This window comes from Sphingomonas sp. PSPC2-2, from assembly GCF_049897725.1.
Taxonomy (GTDB): domain Bacteria; phylum Pseudomonadota; class Alphaproteobacteria; order Sphingomonadales; family Sphingomonadaceae; genus Sphingomonas.
Window position 1 is genome coordinate 151,878 of the sequence record NZ_JAFCWU010000003.1, and the last position, 15,813, is coordinate 167,690.

General features: G+C 64.5%; 16 protein-coding genes. 12 read left to right on the top strand and 4 right to left on the bottom strand.

The features are described from left to right. Positions 1–27: 27 nt before the first annotated feature. Positions 28–594, bottom strand: coding sequence for an HNH endonuclease (locus tag ACP7BY_RS07245; protein ID WP_033966190.1), 567 nt, complete (start codon positions 592–594; stop codon positions 28–30). A gap of 135 nt (positions 595–729) precedes the next feature. Between ACP7BY_RS07245 and gluQRS the strand changes: the two genes are divergently transcribed. Genes gluQRS through egtD form a run of 5 tightly spaced genes read left to right on the top strand, consistent with a single transcriptional unit; the run spans position 730 to position 4,766 of the window. Further along, positions 730–1,602 carry a tRNA glutamyl-Q(34) synthetase GluQRS gene (gene gluQRS / locus ACP7BY_RS07250; protein WP_137903168.1) on the top strand — a complete coding sequence of 291 codons (873 nt, stop codon included), beginning with the start codon at positions 730–732 and terminating at the stop codon, positions 1,600–1,602. A 9-nt stretch (positions 1,603–1,611) separates the two neighbouring features. After that, on the top strand, positions 1,612–1,854 hold the full coding sequence (locus ACP7BY_RS07255; protein ID WP_033966191.1) for a twin transmembrane helix small protein: 243 nt from the start codon (positions 1,612–1,614) through the stop codon (positions 1,852–1,854). 38 nt (positions 1,855–1,892) lie between these two features. Then, positions 1,893–2,492 carry a cob(I)yrinic acid a,c-diamide adenosyltransferase gene (locus tag ACP7BY_RS07260; RefSeq protein ID WP_033966192.1) on the top strand — a complete coding sequence of 200 codons (600 nt, stop codon included), beginning with the start codon at positions 1,893–1,895 and terminating at the stop codon, positions 2,490–2,492. A 35-nt stretch (positions 2,493–2,527) separates the two neighbouring features. Beyond that, on the top strand, positions 2,528–3,787 hold the full coding sequence (gene egtB, locus ACP7BY_RS07265; protein ID WP_052192462.1) for an ergothioneine biosynthesis protein EgtB: 1,260 nt from the start codon (positions 2,528–2,530) through the stop codon (positions 3,785–3,787). A gap of 1 nt (position 3,788) precedes the next feature. Then, on the top strand, positions 3,789–4,766 hold the full coding sequence (gene egtD, locus ACP7BY_RS07270) for an L-histidine N(alpha)-methyltransferase (protein WP_033966193.1): 978 nt from the start codon (positions 3,789–3,791) through the stop codon (positions 4,764–4,766). 20 nt (positions 4,767–4,786) lie between these two features. Here the strand turns inward: egtD and ACP7BY_RS07275 are convergent, their stop codons facing one another. Continuing rightward, on the bottom strand, positions 4,787–5,449 hold the full coding sequence (locus tag ACP7BY_RS07275) for a hypothetical protein (RefSeq protein WP_126846690.1): 663 nt from the start codon (positions 5,447–5,449) through the stop codon (positions 4,787–4,789). A gap of 168 nt (positions 5,450–5,617) precedes the next feature. On the opposite strand from ACP7BY_RS07275, the gene ACP7BY_RS07280 reads away from it, so the two are divergent. Next, positions 5,618–6,487: a 3-hydroxyacyl-CoA dehydrogenase NAD-binding domain-containing protein gene (locus ACP7BY_RS07280; RefSeq protein ID WP_033966195.1), complete on the top strand. Its 870-nt coding sequence runs from the start codon at positions 5,618–5,620 to the stop codon at positions 6,485–6,487. Between the two features lie 6 nt (positions 6,488–6,493). On the opposite strand, the gene ACP7BY_RS07285 is transcribed toward ACP7BY_RS07280, so the two are convergent. Then, positions 6,494–7,123: a flavin reductase family protein gene (locus ACP7BY_RS07285; protein ID WP_033966196.1), complete on the bottom strand. Its 630-nt coding sequence runs from the start codon at positions 7,121–7,123 to the stop codon at positions 6,494–6,496. A gap of 96 nt (positions 7,124–7,219) precedes the next feature. On the opposite strand from ACP7BY_RS07285, the gene ACP7BY_RS07290 reads away from it, so the two are divergent. The 6 genes from ACP7BY_RS07290 to ACP7BY_RS07315 are packed head-to-tail and all read left to right on the top strand — an operon-like array spanning position 7,220 to position 14,680. Then, positions 7,220–7,975 carry a cytochrome b/b6 domain-containing protein gene (locus tag ACP7BY_RS07290; RefSeq protein WP_126846694.1) on the top strand — a complete coding sequence of 252 codons (756 nt, stop codon included), beginning with the start codon at positions 7,220–7,222 and terminating at the stop codon, positions 7,973–7,975. Beyond that, complete coding sequence (locus tag ACP7BY_RS07295) at positions 7,972–8,733, top strand: molybdopterin-dependent oxidoreductase (RefSeq protein WP_033966197.1); 762 nt, start codon at positions 7,972–7,974, stop codon at positions 8,731–8,733. The genes ACP7BY_RS07290 and ACP7BY_RS07295 overlap by 4 nt, the downstream gene beginning before the upstream one ends. Positions 8,734–8,751: 18 nt before the next feature. Then, positions 8,752–9,978, top strand: a complete 1,227-nt coding sequence (locus ACP7BY_RS07300) for an SAM-dependent methyltransferase (RefSeq protein ID WP_033966198.1) — start codon at positions 8,752–8,754, stop codon at positions 9,976–9,978. 60 nt (positions 9,979–10,038) lie between these two features. Continuing rightward, on the top strand, positions 10,039–11,256 hold the full coding sequence (locus tag ACP7BY_RS07305) for an argininosuccinate synthase (RefSeq protein ID WP_033966199.1): 1,218 nt from the start codon (positions 10,039–10,041) through the stop codon (positions 11,254–11,256). Positions 11,257–11,302: 46 nt separating this feature from the next. Further along, a complete protein-coding gene (locus ACP7BY_RS07310) occupies positions 11,303–13,054 on the top strand; it encodes a hypothetical protein (RefSeq protein WP_209515842.1) in 1,752 nt (583 codons plus the stop codon). Positions 13,055–13,063: 9 nt separating this feature from the next. After that, on the top strand, positions 13,064–14,680 hold the full coding sequence (locus tag ACP7BY_RS07315) for a hypothetical protein (protein ID WP_137903163.1): 1,617 nt from the start codon (positions 13,064–13,066) through the stop codon (positions 14,678–14,680). Here ACP7BY_RS07315 and ACP7BY_RS07320 read toward each other — a convergent pair. After that, positions 14,677–15,810, bottom strand: coding sequence for a GNAT family N-acetyltransferase (locus ACP7BY_RS07320; protein WP_033966202.1), 1,134 nt, complete (start codon positions 15,808–15,810; stop codon positions 14,677–14,679). The genes ACP7BY_RS07315 and ACP7BY_RS07320 overlap by 4 nt on opposite strands. Positions 15,811–15,813 lie beyond the last annotated feature (3 nt).

Below are 15,813 nucleotides of genomic sequence, written 5' to 3' on the forward strand. Positions count from 1 at the left end.
GGTTGCAAAAACCGTAGCGTCCGCAGCCTATGCTTCCAGCTCGACATCCCAATACAGCCAGTCATGCCAGGTATCGTGCAGGAAGTTGGGCGGGTAACGGCGGCCATGTTCCTGCAATTGCCAGCTGGTCGGGCGGATCGCGTCGATGTGCAGCGGCATGCCCGCCTGCTTGGGCGTGCGACCGCCTTTCTTGAGGTTGCATGGCGAGCAAGCGGTGGCGACGTTCTCCCAGGTGGTACGCCCGCCCTGCGCGCGCGGCACGATATGGTCGAAGGTCAGATCGTGACCGGCCCCGCAATATTGGCACATGAACTTGTCGCGCAAGAAGAGGTTGAAGCGCGTGAAGGCGGGAAAGGCCGAGGGTCGCACATAGGATTTCAGCGCGATCACCGAGGGCAGCTTGATCCGCTGCGTCGGGCTGCGCACTTCGCGTTCATATTCGGCGACGATGTCGACGCGGTCGAGGAACACCGCCTTGATCGCGGTCTGCCACGGCCATAGCGAAAGCGGATAATAGCTCAGCGGGGTATAGTCCGCATTGAGCACGAGTGCGGGACAGCCATCCGGATGGCGGATCAGATCGGGATGGTACATACGGACCCCCTTTTACCACTGAGTGGCGCTTCCTGCCGGGCTTCAAGCCCATTAGGATGACGCTGTGATGACACCGCACCCTGTCGTTAACGATTTCAGCACAGCGCGCGACTCGTGGTCAAGAGCGGTGTTGGGGTGATCGTGCGCGACGTCGTTACGCGCTTTGCGCCGAGTCCGACAGGGCGGCTGCATCTGGGGCACGCCTATTCGGCGGTGCTGGCGTACGATCTGGCGCGCGCGGGCGGCGGGCGCTTCCTCCTGCGGATCGAGGATATCGATGGCACGCGCAGCCGCGCCGATCATGTCGCTGCGATCCTGGCCGACCTTCAGTGGCTGGGGCTGGATTGGGACGGGGCGGTGCTGTTCCAGTCGACGCGCGGCGATGCCTATGCCGCGGCGCTGGCGCGCTTGCGGGACATGGGGCTGCTCTATCCCTGTTTCTGCACGCGCGCCGAAATCGCCGCGAGCCAGTCGGCCCCGCATGGTCCCGAAGCGGTCTATCCGGGAACGTGCCGGGGGTTGAGCGCGGCGGAACGCGCGACGCGGATCTCAGGCGGGGTGCCGCATGCCTGGCGGCTGGATATGGCGCGCGCGGTGGCGCTGGCGGCAGGCGAGTGCCTGTGGTGGCGCGATGCGGATGCCGGGCGAGTGCGCGCCGATCCGCTGGCGCAAGGTGATGTCGTGCTGGCGCGCAAGGATGCGCTGGCCAGCTATCATCTCGCGGTGACGGTCGACGATGCGGCGCAAGGCGTAACCCATGTCATGCGCGGGGCCGATCTGTTCGCGGCGACCGACGTGCATCGGTTGCTACAGGCGCTGCTGGGGCTGCCGACGCCACTCTATCACCATCATGCGCTGCTGGTCGGCCCCGACGGGCAGCGGCTGGCCAAGCGCAACGACGCGCCGACGCTCGAAAGCGTGCGGTTGCGCGGCGAAGATGGGCGGGCGCTGGCGGCGCGGTTGCGGGCCGGGGGAGCGGGCATTGGCATTGCCGGGCAAAGCGCCTAGGTTAGGGGCATGAGCACTTTCCTGACAATCCTGCTGGTCGCCGCGATGATCGCGGTGGTCGTCGTGCTGGTTCGCGGACTGGTCATTTTCCTGCTCGGCGCGAGCCAGGATTTGCGCGACGGGGCGAACCCGGGCGAGGCGCGGATCGCATCGTCGGTGCGGTCCAACCAGATGATGCAATATCGCGTGATGTTGCAGGCGGTCGCGATTTTCCTGGTTGTGTTGTTGATGTGGCTCGCGGGCAAGGGCTGAGCTTCGCTTTGGGCGCAGCCCGGCGGTTGGGATAAAATATGGTCAAGCTCAACCGCATCTACACGCGTACCGGCGATGACGGCACGACCGGGTTGGTCGACGGATCGCGCATTGCCAAGGACGCCGCGCGGCTGGCGGCGATGGGCGATGTCGACGAAGCCAATAGCGCGATTGGCGCGGCGATCGCCGCGCTGGCGCAAGAGGGGTTGCCCGCCGCCGAATTGTCGGCATGGCTCGAGCGTATCCAGAACGATTTGTTCGATCTTGGTGCCGATCTCGCGACACCGAAAGCCGAGAGCGACGGCGACGACTTCGCACCGTCTGAAAGGACGCTGCGGGTGGTGACGGCGCAAGTCGAACGGCTTGAGGCGGAGATCGACCGGATGAACGCTGGTCTGGCACCCTTGACCAGTTTCATCCTGCCGGGCGGAACAGCCGGGGCAGCGGCACTCCACATCGCCCGCGCGACGGTGCGTCGCGCCGAGCGTACTGCGGTCGCGGCGACGCGGACGGAGGCTTTCAATCCGCTCGCGCTCGCCTATCTCAACCGTCTGTCGGATTATCTGTTCGTCGCCGCGCGCATAGTGAACCAAATGGCGGGTGGCGACGTTTTGTGGCGACCGGGAGCGACGCGCTAGCACGGCTGGCGTTTCTGAGGGAAGGGGACATGACGATGCAAAGGCGACCAGTCCCCAAACGCCCGGCAAGCCCGCTGGTGGAGCGTTTTCGAGCCGTCCGCGCGCTGTCGGTCGCGTTGGTCGCACCGCTGTCGGATGCCGACGCCACCGTGCAGTCGATGGAAGACGCCTCGCCCGCGAAATGGCATCTGGCGCATACGAGCTGGTTTTTCGAAACGTTCGTGTTGCGCGATTTCGTCGGTGGGTATGCGCTTTATGACGCGCGCTTTCCGTTCCTGTTCAACAGCTATTACGAGGCCGAGGGCAAGCGCCACGCGCGCGCGCGGCGCGGCATGGTGACGCGGCCATCGCTTGAGGAGATCCTGGCCTATCGCGCGCATGTCGATGCGGCGCTGGCAGCGGCGCTGCCCGATCTTCCCAAGGCGGCACAAGACCTGGTGGCACTGGGCTGCCAGCATGAACAGCAGCACCAGGAATTGCTCGTCACCGATATTGTCCATCTGATGGCGCAGAACCCGGTCGAACCCGCCATATGGGCACCCCCACGCAAGGTGCCTGTGGCGATGCCGGGGCCGGTCGGCTGGATCGAGGGCGCACGCGGGATTGTCGAAATCGGGTACGACGGCGAAGGGTTCGCCTTCGATGCCGAGGGGCCGCGCCATGCGGTGTTGCTCGGCGCTCATGCGCTGGCCGATCGCACCGTCACCAATGGCGAATGGGCCGCGTTCGTCGCCGATGGCGGCTATGCCGAACCGCGCCATTGGCTGTCCGATGGCTGGGCATGGGTGCAGCGCGAACGCATTGCCGCGCCGCTCTATTGGGAGCGGGCCGATGGCGGCTGGACGCGCTTCGGGCTTGACGGGCGACGTGCGATCGATCCCGCCGCTCCGGTAACGCATGTCAGCTTCTACGAAGCCGACGCTTATGCCAGCTGGGCGGGCGCGCGCTTGCCGACCGAGGCCGAATGGGAAGCCGCGGCTGCGTCGCATGATCCCGCGGGTGGCAACCAGATGGACATGGCCGGCCCGGTCGAGCCGCGCCCGGCGACGGGTGGGCCTGCTTTCTTCGGGGATGTGTGGGAATGGACCGGCAGCGCGTTCCGGCCCTATCCCGGCTTTCGCGCGGTCGAAGGCGCGGTTGGCGAATATAACGGCAAGTTCATGAGCGGGCAGTGTGTGCTGCGCGGGGGATCGTGCGCGACACCGCGCGGCCATATGCGGGCAAGCTACCGCAATTTCTTTTATCCGCACCAGCGCTGGCAATTCACCGGCGTTCGGCTGGCGAAGGATCTTTGAGATGTTGAAGCCCGAAATCGAGGATGGCCAGGTCACGCTCGCCGATCCGGCGTTTCGCCACGACGTGCTGCGCGGCTTTGCCAGCCGCCCGCGCGCGATTCCGGCGCGCTGGTTCTATGACCGGCGCGGATCGGAATTGTTCGAAGCGATCACCGATCTGCCCGAATATTATCCGACGCGCACCGAAACCGCGATTCTGCGGGCCTGCTGCGCCGAGGTTGCGCGGATCGCGGGCGCTGGGCGCGCTGTCGTCGAGTTCGGATCGGGTTCCTCGACCAAAACGCCGATCCTGCTGCGTGCGGTCGAGCCGTCCGCTTATGTGCCGATCGATATTTCAGGCGATTTCCTGCGCGAATCCTCGGCCGGGCTCGCCTCCGCCTTTCCCGGCTTGCCGGTGTTGCCGGTGGAAGCCGACTTCCTCCATCCGATCGCGCTGCCCGCACAAGTTACGGAGACGCCCAAGCTCGGCTTCTTCCCGGGCTCCACCATCGGCAACATGATCCCGCATTCCAGTGTCGATTTGCTGCGCGCGATGAAGGCGTCGCTGGGCGAGGGCGCGATGCTGGTGATCGGGATGGACCGGATCAAGGATGCGGCCGTGCTGGAGGCGGCCTATGACGATGCGCAGGGCGTGACGGCGGCGTTCAACCTCAATTTGCTCGAACGCATCAACCGCGAACTGGATGGGACGATCCCGCTCGACGCTTTTCGCCACCGCGCGATCTGGAACGACGATCGCGCGCGGATCGAGATGCATCTGGAAGCGATCCGCGACGTCGCCTTCACGATCGAGCGGCGTCCGTTCGACATGGCGGCGGGCGAGACGATCCACACCGAGAACAGCCACAAATACGGCCCGCGCGATGCCCGCATCCTGCTGCGGGCGGGCGGATGGACGCCGGTTGCGGAGTGGACCGATCCGGACGGGCTGTTCGCGGTGATCCTGGCGGAGGCGCAGCCCGCGCGGCACGCACCGTGATAGTGGCAGGCACCAAACCTCTAGTTCTTGCGGGTAAGATCTGACGAGTCGACGCGGAACAATTCGGGTGTCTGGTCAACTTCAGGGGGCTTGTGTGCTACCCGAACCGGAATGGCCTCCTCGGTGAAGCCAATGATCGTACGATCCGTGTCGAGCAATGCGTCGCTGCCGCTGGTCAGCATTCCGCCCAGAGGTCCGGCCACTGCGACTGCGGTGCTCATCCTCTTCAAGTTGGTCGCACCATTTTGTTCGAGATGCCCCGAGATAGCGTAGCTGTGTCCGTTCAGGTCGAGAGAAACCATATCTAGCTTGATGAGCCCAGCCTTGCCGAACATGCCTTTGCCGCTGACAGCGGTGACACGGGCAAAGGCCGGTGTTCCGCGTGGTATAGCAACTGCTCCGTCGAGATTGACGTCGTAGGAGATTTTTAGCGTCACTTTCTGACCGACTGCCAAGGTGGAAGAGTTTAACGAAGTCGTTGTTTGAAGCAGCAACTCCGTCTTGGCCGGCAAAATGGCGTCGATAAATTGCTCGACGGGAAGTGGCTTGTTTTCCGGAGCAACGGGCGTGGCTGGTACCCCAATATTTACCTGTGCTGCGCAGGGAGCCGCAAAAGACACGATGTCTATGGAACATGCCGCAATCAAAATTCGGTAACAGTTAAACCTTGTTCGTGATTTCATGTTCTGCCCCCGCGCCGTCAATCCCCAGCTTAATTACTTTGCCCCAAGGCAACAAGGTCCAGAAGCCGTGGCGGGGGTGTTGGGGGATGCATCACGAGAATGTTTGTGCGTCGGAGGATGACAAATCAAAAAGGGGGATGCAAGGAGCAGAGAGGATTGGAGAGCGGCATGCAGACGGTAGGCGTAATCGGCGCGGGCCAGATGGGCGCGGGCATCGCGCAGGTTTCGGCGCAAGCGGGGTTTCATGTGCTGCTCAGCGACGTGTCGCTGGAACGCGCTGCAGCGGGCAAAGCGGGCATCGCCAAGGCGCTCGACCGGCTGGTGACCAAGGAAAAGATCACGCCGCAAGCCCGCGATGCAGCCCTCGCGCTGATCGAACCGGTGGCGAGCGTCGCCGAGATGGGCCCGGCCTTCCTCGTCATCGAAGCGGCGACCGAGCGCGAGGAAATCAAGCGCGCGATCTTCGCGGAGGTCGGCAAGGTGCTGTCCGACACCGCGATCCTCGCGTCCAACACTTCCTCGATCCCGATCACGCGGCTGGCGCAGGCCGCCCCCGATGCGGGCCGTTTCGTCGGCGTGCATTTCTTCAACCCCGTGCCGGTGATGGGCTTGATCGAGCTGATCCGCGGCCTCGCCACCTCGGACGCGACGGTGCAGGCGGTCGAGGCGTTTGGGCAGAAGCTCGGCAAGGCGATCGTCCACGCCAATGATGCGCCGGGCTTCATCGTAAACCGCATCCTAATGCCGATGCTCAACGAAGCCTGCTTCGCGCTGGGCGAGGGCGTGGCGACGATCCGCGACATCGATCTGGCGTGCCAGCTCGGGCTCAACCACCCGATGGGGCCGCTGACGCTTGCCGACTTTATCGGGCTCGACACGTGCCTGGAAATCACCCGCGTGCTGTTCGAAGGGACGGGCGACCCTAAATTCCGCCCGGCCCCGCTGCTGGTGAAATATGTCGAGGCGGGCTGGTTCGGCCGCAAGACCAAGCGCGGCTTTTACGATTATACCGGCGCGGAGCCGGTGCCGACACGGTAAGGGCGGCTAGTCCGGCCGCCGCATCGCGAAGCGCGCGGCCTCGCCTATCTCGAAATAGTCGGCTGCCCCGCCTCCCCGCAGGATCGGGTGCGCGGCGGCGGTGCGATAGGCACCGTCCGCGATCAGATGCGGCGCGATGTGGATGCCGACGACCTCGCCCAGCACCAGCCAGGTGTCGAGGGTCGTGCCATCTGCCGATGCCAGCCGCAGCGTCTGGGTATGACGGCATTCGAACGCGGCGGGGCTTGCCGCGACCCGTGGCGGCGCGACGATGCGGGAGGGTGCGATCGCCAGACCGGCGAGGTCGAATTCATCTATATCCGCCGCGACCGTCGCCGCGCTCGCATTCATCGCCTCTGCAAGATCGCGCGTGGCGAGGTTCCATACGAACTCGCCCGTGGCGGTGACGTTGGCGACGCTGTCCTTCCAGCCGGTGGAGGTGAAGCCGATGATGGGCGGGCGGTAATTGTACAGGCTGAAGAAGCTATATGGTGCCAGGTTGCGCACGCCCTCGGCGCTGAGCGTGCTGATCCAGCCGATCGGCCGGGGTGCCACGATCGCGTTCAGGGGATCGTGGGCCAGGCCGGGGACGGTCCTGTGGCCGTTGCGTGGTTCGTAGAAATGGTGCTCTGTCATCTTGAAGCAGGCCTTCCGTTCGAAATTCGAATATCGTGCGCGACCGATTTGGCGTAGCTGTAACCACGCCGCCCCTTGGCTCGAATAGGGTTCTGTATGACCGACACAAGCCCGCCGACCTCCGATAGTCCTCCGGCAGCCGCCACGGTGCTGTATCGCCACCGGCTGGTGACGCGCCTGTGGCATTGGCTCAACGTGGTGACGATCTTCATCATGATCGGCAGCGGGCTGACGATCCTCAACGCGCATCCGCATCTTTACTGGGGGCAATATGGCGCGAATCCGGATCATGCGTGGTTCAACCCGCCCCATGCGCCATCGTTTCTCACGATCCCGGCCGGGTACAATCTGGCAATCGCGCGGCGCTGGCATTTGCTGTTCGCGTTGGTGCTGGCGTTCGGTTTGCTGGCGTTCATGGTATCGAGCCTGGTCAACCGGCATTTTCAGAAGGACTTGCGGATTCGGCTGAAAGAGCTCGCTCCGGCGCATTTATGGTTCGATCTGAAGGAACATCTCGCCTTCCGTTTCCACGATCCCAAAAATCCCGGCGCATTCAATATTTTCCAGAAGCTGTCTTATGTGTTGGTGATTTTCGGCCTGATCCCGATGATGATCCTGTCGGGGCTGGTATTGTCGCCGACCATGGTCGCGGCGTGGCCGTGGATGCTGGATGTGCTCGGCGGCCGGGCTTCGGCGCGTTCGGTGCATTTCATCGCGGCGAGCGGACTGGTTTTGTTTATCATTGTCCATCTGGTGCTGGTGATCCTCGCCGGGGCGTGGCCCGAGGTGAAATCGATGGTGACGGGCTGGTGGACGATTCCCGCCGACCAAGATGCGGAGGAAGCGGCATGAGCGCGATCATCACGCGGCGCGCGCTGCTCACCACCGGAGCCTTGGGCGCGGGTGCGCTGCTCAGCGGGTGCGACCAGGTCGCGAACACGCCGTCGCTTCGCAAGATCCTGTTCTCCGGCGAAAAGATGAATTACGGCCTCGCGCGCGCGCTGACCGATCGCAACAGCCTGGCGAAAGAATATCGGCCCGACCAGATGTCGCCAATCTTCCGTGTCAACGGCACCAACAACCCCAATACCGACAGATATAACGCGATGGTCGCGGAGAATTTCGCGCATTGGCGGCTGGAAGTCGGCGGGCTTGTCAACCGCCCGCTTTCCATTTCGCACCAGGCGTTGATGGCGATGCCGGCGCGCACGCAGATCACGCGGCACGATTGTGTCGAGGGATGGAGCGCGATCGGCAAATGGCACGGGCCGATGCTGGGCACGATCCTGAATGCGGCGGATATTCGCAGGGCCGCACGCTATGTCGTGTTTACCTGCGCCGATCTCTATTCGGGCCAAGCCTATTACGAATCGCTCGACCTGATCGACGCTTTCCATCCCCAGACGATTCTGGCGTGGGCGATGAACGACCGGATGCTGAGCGTGGCGCACGGTGCGCCGATCCGGCTGCGGGTTGAACGGCAGCTTGGATATAAGCACGCCAAATATGTGATGCGGATCGACGCGGTCGCCTCGCTCGCCGGGATCGGGCTCGGAAAAGGCGGATATTGGGAAGATCGTGTCGATTACGATTGGTATGCAGGCATTTAACGCGTTAGTGGCCTGTGCATGGCACTGATTGATTTGTTTCTCGCCAAGCGCGTTCAGCGCGGCACGCTCACCGTCCACCACGCCGACGGCAAGACCTTGAACTTCGGGACGCCCGAACCCGGTTTCCCCGACGTGGCGATCCGCTTCACCGATGCCGGGGCTGCCGCTGCGATCGTGCGCGATCCGGGGCTTGGTGCGGGCGAGGCGTATATGAACGGGCGACTGGTGGTCGAGCAGGGCGATGTGCGCGATCTCGTCCGGCTGCTGACGATGAACGATCCGTGGGAGGCCGGACAGAACGGACTTGCCCCTTCGCCGATGCGCCGTGCGATCCAGGCCGTGACGCATCGCATCGGTCGAATCAACATGGCGCGCCGGTCCAAGCGCAACGTTGCGCACCATTATGATCTGTCGGGCCGCCTGTACGATCTCTTCCTCGACGCCGACCGCCAATATAGCTGCGCCTATTTCACCGACCCGTCCAACAGCCTGGAGCAGGCGCAGGACGACAAGAAGGCGCATATCGCCGCCAAGCTGGCGCTGAAGCCCGGCATGACCGTGCTCGACATCGGCTGCGGCTGGGGCGGGATGGCGCTGTACCTGCACCAGATGACCGGTGCCCGGGTGCTGGGGGTGACGCTGTCCGAAGAGCAGTTGAAAGTCGCGCGGGAGCGCGCGGCGGCCGCAGGCGTGTCGGACATGGTCACGTTCGAACTGATCGATTATCGCCATGTGCAGGGCAAATTCGACCGGATCGTGTCGGTCGGCATGTTCGAACATGTCGGCCCCGCACATTACAAGACCTTCTTCCGCCAGTGTCGCGACTTGCTGACCGAGGACGGCGTGATGCTGCTCCACACGATCGGGCGCGCGGGTGGCCCGGGCGTGACCGACAAATGGACGACGCAGTACATTTTCCCCGGCGGCTACAACCCCGCCCTGTCGGAGATCGTTTCCGCCAATGAAAGCCTGCGCTTCATGGTCACCGATGTCGAGGTGCTCCGGCTGCATTATGCCTATACGCTCGATGATTGGTACGATCGTACGGTTGCGGCGCGCGCGCAGATCGTGGCGCTCTATGACGAGCGCTTTTTCCGCATGTGGCAATTCTACCTCGCCGGCGCAGGGGCTGCGTTTCACTTTGGCGGGCTGGTCAATTACCAGGTGCAGTTCGCCAAGAATCGCCACGTCTTGCCGATCACGCGTGATTATATGATCGAGGGCGAGCGGCGTTTGCGGCGGTAACCCGGTTGCACGGCCGCGCCGCCTCGCATAGGGGGCACGCGACTACGAAGGATCCTGCCCGTGACCGATAAGATCAACCGCGTCGTCCTCGCCTATTCGGGCGGCCTCGACACCAGCGTCATCCTCAAATGGCTGCAGCAGACCTACCAATGCGAGGTCGTCACCTTCACCGCCGATCTCGGCCAGGGCGAGGAGCTGGAGCCCGCGCGCAAGAAGGCCGAGCTGGCCGGGGTCAAGCCCGAGCATATCTTCATCGACGATCTGCGCGAAGAGTTCGTCAAGGATTACGTCTTCCCGATGATGCGCGCCAATGCGCTGTATGAGGGGCTATACCTGCTCGGCACCTCGATCGCGCGGCCGCTGATCGCCAAGCGCCAGATCGAGATCGCGCGGATGGTGAATGCCGATGCGGTCAGCCACGGCGCGACCGGCAAGGGCAATGACCAGGTCCGCTTCGAGCTTGGTTATTATGCGCTGGCACCGGACATCAAGGTGATCGCGCCGTGGCGCGAATGGGATCTGACCAGCCGCACCAAGCTGATCGAGTTCGCCGAGCAGCATCAGATTGCGGTAAGCAAGGACAAGCGCGGCGAGGCCCCGTTCTCGACCGACGCCAACATGCTGCACACCTCGTCCGAGGGCAAAGTGCTTGAGGATCCGTGGGATGAAGTCCCCGATTACGTCTATTCGCGCACGGTGAACCCCGAGGACGCGCCCGACGCGCCCGAGACGATCACGATCGATTTCGAGCGTGGCGATGGCGTCGCGGTCAATGGCGTGGGCATGTCGCCGGCGACCTTGCTCGAAACGCTCAACGAAATGGGCCGTCGCCACGGCATCGGGCGGCTCGATCTGGTCGAGAATCGCTTCGTCGGCATGAAGTCGCGCGGCATGTATGAAACGCCGGGCGGCACGATCTATCATCTGGCGCATCGCGGGATCGAGCAGATCACGCTCGACCGGGGTGCCGCGCATTTGAAGGACGAGCTGATGCCGCGTTATGCGGAACTGCTCTATAATGGATTGTGGTTCAGCCCCGAGCGCGAGATGCTGCAGGCGGCGATCGACCATAGCCAGGAGAAGGTCGCGGGCACCGTGCGGCTGAAACTCTACAAGGGCTCGGTGATCGTGACGGGGCGCAAATCGCCCTTCTCGCTCTATTCCGAGAAGGTCGTCACCTTCGAGGACGATCAGGGCGCGTATGACCAGCGCGATGCGGCGGGCTTCATCAAGCTCAATGCGTTGCGGTTGCGGTTGCTCGGACGGCGCGACCGCTAACACGGGTCTACACGCTGTTTTAACGGCCTGCGTCTAAAGCGCGGGCATGGACTTGGTCGAATTTCGTCGGACGCGGTTGGGCGATGCGCTGTGTGCGTTCGCGCTCGCTACGATGTTGTGCGCGGGCTGGGCGTGGCGCGACTGGGCAGCGCTGTCCGCGCTGCAACTGACCGATACCGACGACATGATGCGCCTCCAGCAGATTCGCGACTGGATTGCGGGTCAGGGCTTTGCCGATCTCGCGCAACACCGTCTGGGTTGGGGGGCGGGGCTGGAAATGCACTGGTCGCGCCTTCCCGACCTCCTCCCCGCGACGTTCATCGTGTCGCTGACCCCGGTCGTCGGGCGCCACTGGGCTGAGCTTGTCGCGGTGATCGCATGGCCGACCTTGCTGTTCGCAGGCGCGCTTTGCCTGACGACGCGGATCGCGCGCGTGCTGGGCGGTCAGGCGATCGCGCGGACTGCCGCCGTTGTCGCGGCGGTCGCCTTTCCTGCCACGACGATCTTCGTGCCCGGACGAGTCGACCATCACGGCCTTCAGGTGTTTTTGCTGCTGATCGTCGTGCGCGCGCTGGTCGCGCGTCCGGCGATGGAGCCGGGGCTGGTCGCCGGCCTCGCTGCTGCTGCCAGCGTGGTGATCGGGCTGGAAACCGCGCCGCTGATCGCGGCGGCGGGCGTCGCTATGACCATCGGATGGTTGCGGGCAAGCGCCGGGAGCGACGACCGGATGATGGGCTTCGGGATCGGCCTTGGTGCCGGGTTGCTGGCGGCGTCGATCGTTTTCCGGACCTCCTCCTGGGGCTATCCCGGGTGCGATGGCTTCACGATGGTCACTTGGCGCGCCGCCGTGATCGCGGCCTTTGCGCCGATGGGCATGGCACTGGCGGCCCGCGACATCGCGCGCCCCGCGACCCGAGCCATATTGGGGTCGATCATCGTCATCGTTGTCGGCGTCGGCATGGTGCTGGTCGCGCCGCAATGCTTGTCGCCTTATGGCATGGTGGATCCGATGCTGGCTCGCTTGTGGCTGGCCAAGGTGGGCGAGGCACAGCCGCTGTTTGCGACACCGTTGCCGATCGCCATTGGTTATGCCGGGGTGATGGTGGCGGGCGTGGCAGCGAGCGCTTGGCGGGTGTCGGTCACGCGCGATCCGCGCTGGGCCAGTATGCTGTTGGTGCAGGTCGCGGCCTTGCTGGTAACGTGCTTGCAATTGCGCGGGGCCTATGCCGGGGCAATTTTGGCGGCCCCCGCGCTGGCGGCGGTCATTGCGGCGGCGCGCGCGCGCGGTTCGCTGTCCTTGGCGGGGGCCTGGCTTGCCTCGGCCGGGATGCTGTATCCGATGGCCGCGCAAGCCGTGGCCGCACGGGCGAGCACGGCGCAACCCGGCGCACGTGCCGCCGATGCGGCAGCGGCCTCCGGCGAAAAGGGGCTTCTCGACCTTGCCGCACTGCCGCCCGGGCGGTTGCTGGCTCCGCTCGATCTCGGGGCCTATGCCATCGGCGCGACGCGATTGCAGGTGGTGGGCGCGCCCTATCATCGGAACAATGTCGGGAATCTGGCGGTCTATCGCTTCTTCCTCGGGCAGCCCGATCAGGGCGTAACCGTCGCGAAAACATGGCAATTGCGCTATGTCGCGCTGCGCGCCGACGATTTCGGCGGGGCAGCGGCGGGAACGCTGGCGGAGGCGCTGAAACGGGGAGCGCCGCCGCCTTGGCTGCGGCGCATCCCCACGCGCGAGCGGGCGCTGTTTCTGTATCGCGTTCAAGGCGGCTTGTTTCCGAAGCAACCTGCGCGGTAAGAGCCGCAAATGCAGGGGGATCTCGAAAAGCTGCACTGGTGGCAGACACGCACGTTCGTCGCGCTGATGGCGCTGGTGGCGATCATCCCGTTATTGCGTCCGGAAATCCCGCCCTTGGTCGATTTGCCGGGACATATGGGCCGCTACCGCGTGCAATTGTCGCGCGATGCGTATCCGTGGCTGTCCGACTGGTATAATTTCAACTGGCAGTTGATCGGCAATCTCGGGATCGACATTCTGATCATCCCGCTGGCCAAGCTGTTCGGGCTGGAACTGGCGGTCAAGCTGATCATCATGACGATCCCGGCGCTGACCGTCACTGGCTTCCTGTGGATCGCGCGGGAAGTGCACGGGCGCATTCCGCCGACCGCGCTGTTCGCGCTGCCGCTTGCTTATAGTTACGCTTTCCAGTTCGGCTTCGTGAACTTTGCGCTGTCGATGGCGCTGGCGCTCAACGCCTTTGCCTTGTGGTTGCGGCTGGCGCGGACCGGGCATTTCCGGTTGCGCGCGGCGATCTTTGTGCCGCTGTCGTGCCTGATCTGGGTGTGCCACACCTTTGGCTGGGGCGTGCTCGGCGTGCTCGCCTGTTCGGCGGAGATGGTCCGCCAGCATGATGCGCGCACCGATCGCGGGCCGATGAGCTGGATCAAGGCGTGGGTTCGCGCCGGGCTCGGCTGCATCCCGCTTGCGTTGCCGATCATCCTGATGGTGGTGTGGCGCAGCGGCGAGCATGTCGGCGGGGAGACGGGCGACTGGTTCAACTGGCGCGCCAAAATCGGCTGGCTGACGATGGCGCTGCGCGATCGCTGGATGGCGTTCGATATCGCGTCGATCGCGGTGCTGTATTTGATTCTGTTCCGCGGCTTTCGCGATCCTAATGTCGAATATTCGCGCAATCTTGGGCTGTCCGCGCTGTTCCTGCTGGTGGTGTTCATCGTGTTGCCGCGCATCGTGTTCGGCTCGGCTTATGCCGACATGCGGCTTGCCCCGTTCATGCTCGGCATTGCGATCATCGCAGTGCGCCCCAAAAAGGGCTTGTCGATTCGCGGCAGTGCGACGCTGGCGGCGGCGGGGCTGGCGTTTTTCCTGGTGCGGATCGCGGCGGGAACGGTCAGCTTCTGGATATTCGCCGATGATTATGATCGCGAATTGAAGGCGCTCGATCATCTGCCGGTCGGCGCCCGGTTGGTCACCTTCATCGGCACCGAGTGCGGCAGCCCGTGGACGATGACTCGGCTCGAACATCTGTCGGCGATCGCGCTTGAACGGAAGATGGCCTATACCAACGACCAATGGTCGATGGCGGGCGCGCAATTGCTGACGACGCGCTATCTGCCGGCCGGGCGCTTCTCGCACGACCCCTCGCAGATCGTGACCAGCGTGCAATGCCCGCGCGAATGGTGGCGGCCGATCAGCCGTGCGATGGCGCGCTTCCCGCGCAATGCCTTCGACTATGTCTGGCTGATCCGCCCGCCCGCTTATGATCCCAAGTTCAATGCCGGGCTGGTGCCGATCTGGCGCGACGGGACGAGCGTGCTCTACCGCGTCGACCACGGTGCGCCGGGCATCAAGATCAGCGACGAAGCGCTGCGCCCGCGCATCCGCCCGGTGCCGACGCCGTTCTAACCGCGCTTGAACGGCGTCATCGCGCCGAGGAATTCCTGGTCGGATTCGACCGACTCGCGCTCGCGGACCAGAAAATCGGCGATGGCGCGGCGGAAGCCCAAGTCGGGAATATAATGCGCTGACCATGTTGGCACGGGCACATAGCCGCGCGCGAGCTTGTGTTCGCCTTGCGCCCCCGCCTCGACCGTTTTCAGCCCGCGCGCGATGGCGGCGTCGATCGCTTGATAATAGCACAGCTCGAAATGGAGGAAGGGCACTTCCTCGGTACAGCCCCAATAGCGGCCGTACAGCGTGTCGGTGCCGATCAGGTTGAGCGCGCCCGCAATCGGTCGCCCGTCGCGTTCGGCGAAGATCAGCAGGACCTGGTCGGGCATGGCCTCGCCGAGTAGCGAGAAGAATTGGCGCGTCAGATAAGGCTGGCCCCATTTGCGCGCGCCCGTGTCCTGATAGAACACCCAAAAGGCGTCCCAATCGGCTTCGGTGATGTCGCTGCCGGACACGTGGCGGATCGTCAGCCCTTCGATCGCACCGCTGCGTTCCTTGCGGATCGCCTTGCGCTTGCGGCTGGCGAGCTCGCCCAGGAAATCGTCGAAGGCACCGTAGCCCTGATTCTGCCAGTGGAATTGCGTGCCTTCGCGGATCAGCCAGCCTGCCGCCTCAAAGGCGGGGAGTTGATCGGGACAGACGAAGGTCGCATGCGCGGAGGAAAGGCCATGCTGGTCGGTCACCGCCTCGATCGCCGCGATGAGCGCAGGGGCTTGTGCAGGATCGCGCAGCAACAGCCGCGGTCCCGGCGCTGGGGTGAAGGGCACCGCGACCTGCAGCTTGGGGTAATAGCTGCCACCCGCCCGCTCCCATGCGTCGGCCCAGGCATGGTCGAACACATACTCGCCCTGGCTGTGGCTCTTGGCATAAGCTGGCGCGATCGCGGCGGGTTGGCCATCGGCCCCGTCGACGAGGATCGGAATGGGTTGCCAGCCGGTGCGCGCCCGGGCGCTGCCCGAGCGTTCGAGGATCGACAGGAAGGCATGGCTGACAAACGGATTGTCGCGGCCGGCGCAGGCATCCCATGCCTCCGCCGGGATAGCGCAGACGCCATCGGCGATACGGGCGGTGACGGCGTTGCTCACGCG

Coding starts and splice junctions, on each gene's coding strand:
- ACP7BY_RS07280 (WP_033966195.1), top strand. CDS start 5,618: ATGCAGACGGTAGGCGTAATCGGCGCGGGCCAGATGGGCGCGGGCATC.
- ACP7BY_RS07285 (WP_033966196.1), bottom strand. CDS start 7,123: ATGACAGAGCACCATTTCTACGAACCACGCAACGGCCACAGGACCGTC.
- ACP7BY_RS07295 (WP_033966197.1), top strand. CDS start 7,972: ATGAGCGCGATCATCACGCGGCGCGCGCTGCTCACCACCGGAGCCTTG.
- ACP7BY_RS07255 (WP_033966191.1), top strand. CDS start 1,612: ATGAGCACTTTCCTGACAATCCTGCTGGTCGCCGCGATGATCGCGGTG.
- ACP7BY_RS07260 (WP_033966192.1), top strand. CDS start 1,893: ATGGTCAAGCTCAACCGCATCTACACGCGTACCGGCGATGACGGCACG.
- ACP7BY_RS07315 (WP_137903163.1), top strand. CDS start 13,064: ATGCAGGGGGATCTCGAAAAGCTGCACTGGTGGCAGACACGCACGTTC.
- ACP7BY_RS07275 (WP_126846690.1), bottom strand. CDS start 5,449: ATGAAATCACGAACAAGGTTTAACTGTTACCGAATTTTGATTGCGGCA.
- ACP7BY_RS07245 (WP_033966190.1), bottom strand. CDS start 594: ATGTACCATCCCGATCTGATCCGCCATCCGGATGGCTGTCCCGCACTC.
- ACP7BY_RS07300 (WP_033966198.1), top strand. CDS start 8,752: ATGGCACTGATTGATTTGTTTCTCGCCAAGCGCGTTCAGCGCGGCACG.
- ACP7BY_RS07290 (WP_126846694.1), top strand. CDS start 7,220: ATGACCGACACAAGCCCGCCGACCTCCGATAGTCCTCCGGCAGCCGCC.
- ACP7BY_RS07310 (WP_209515842.1), top strand. CDS start 11,303: ATGGACTTGGTCGAATTTCGTCGGACGCGGTTGGGCGATGCGCTGTGT.
- egtD (WP_033966193.1), top strand. CDS start 3,789: ATGTTGAAGCCCGAAATCGAGGATGGCCAGGTCACGCTCGCCGATCCG.
- egtB (WP_052192462.1), top strand. CDS start 2,528: ATGCAAAGGCGACCAGTCCCCAAACGCCCGGCAAGCCCGCTGGTGGAG.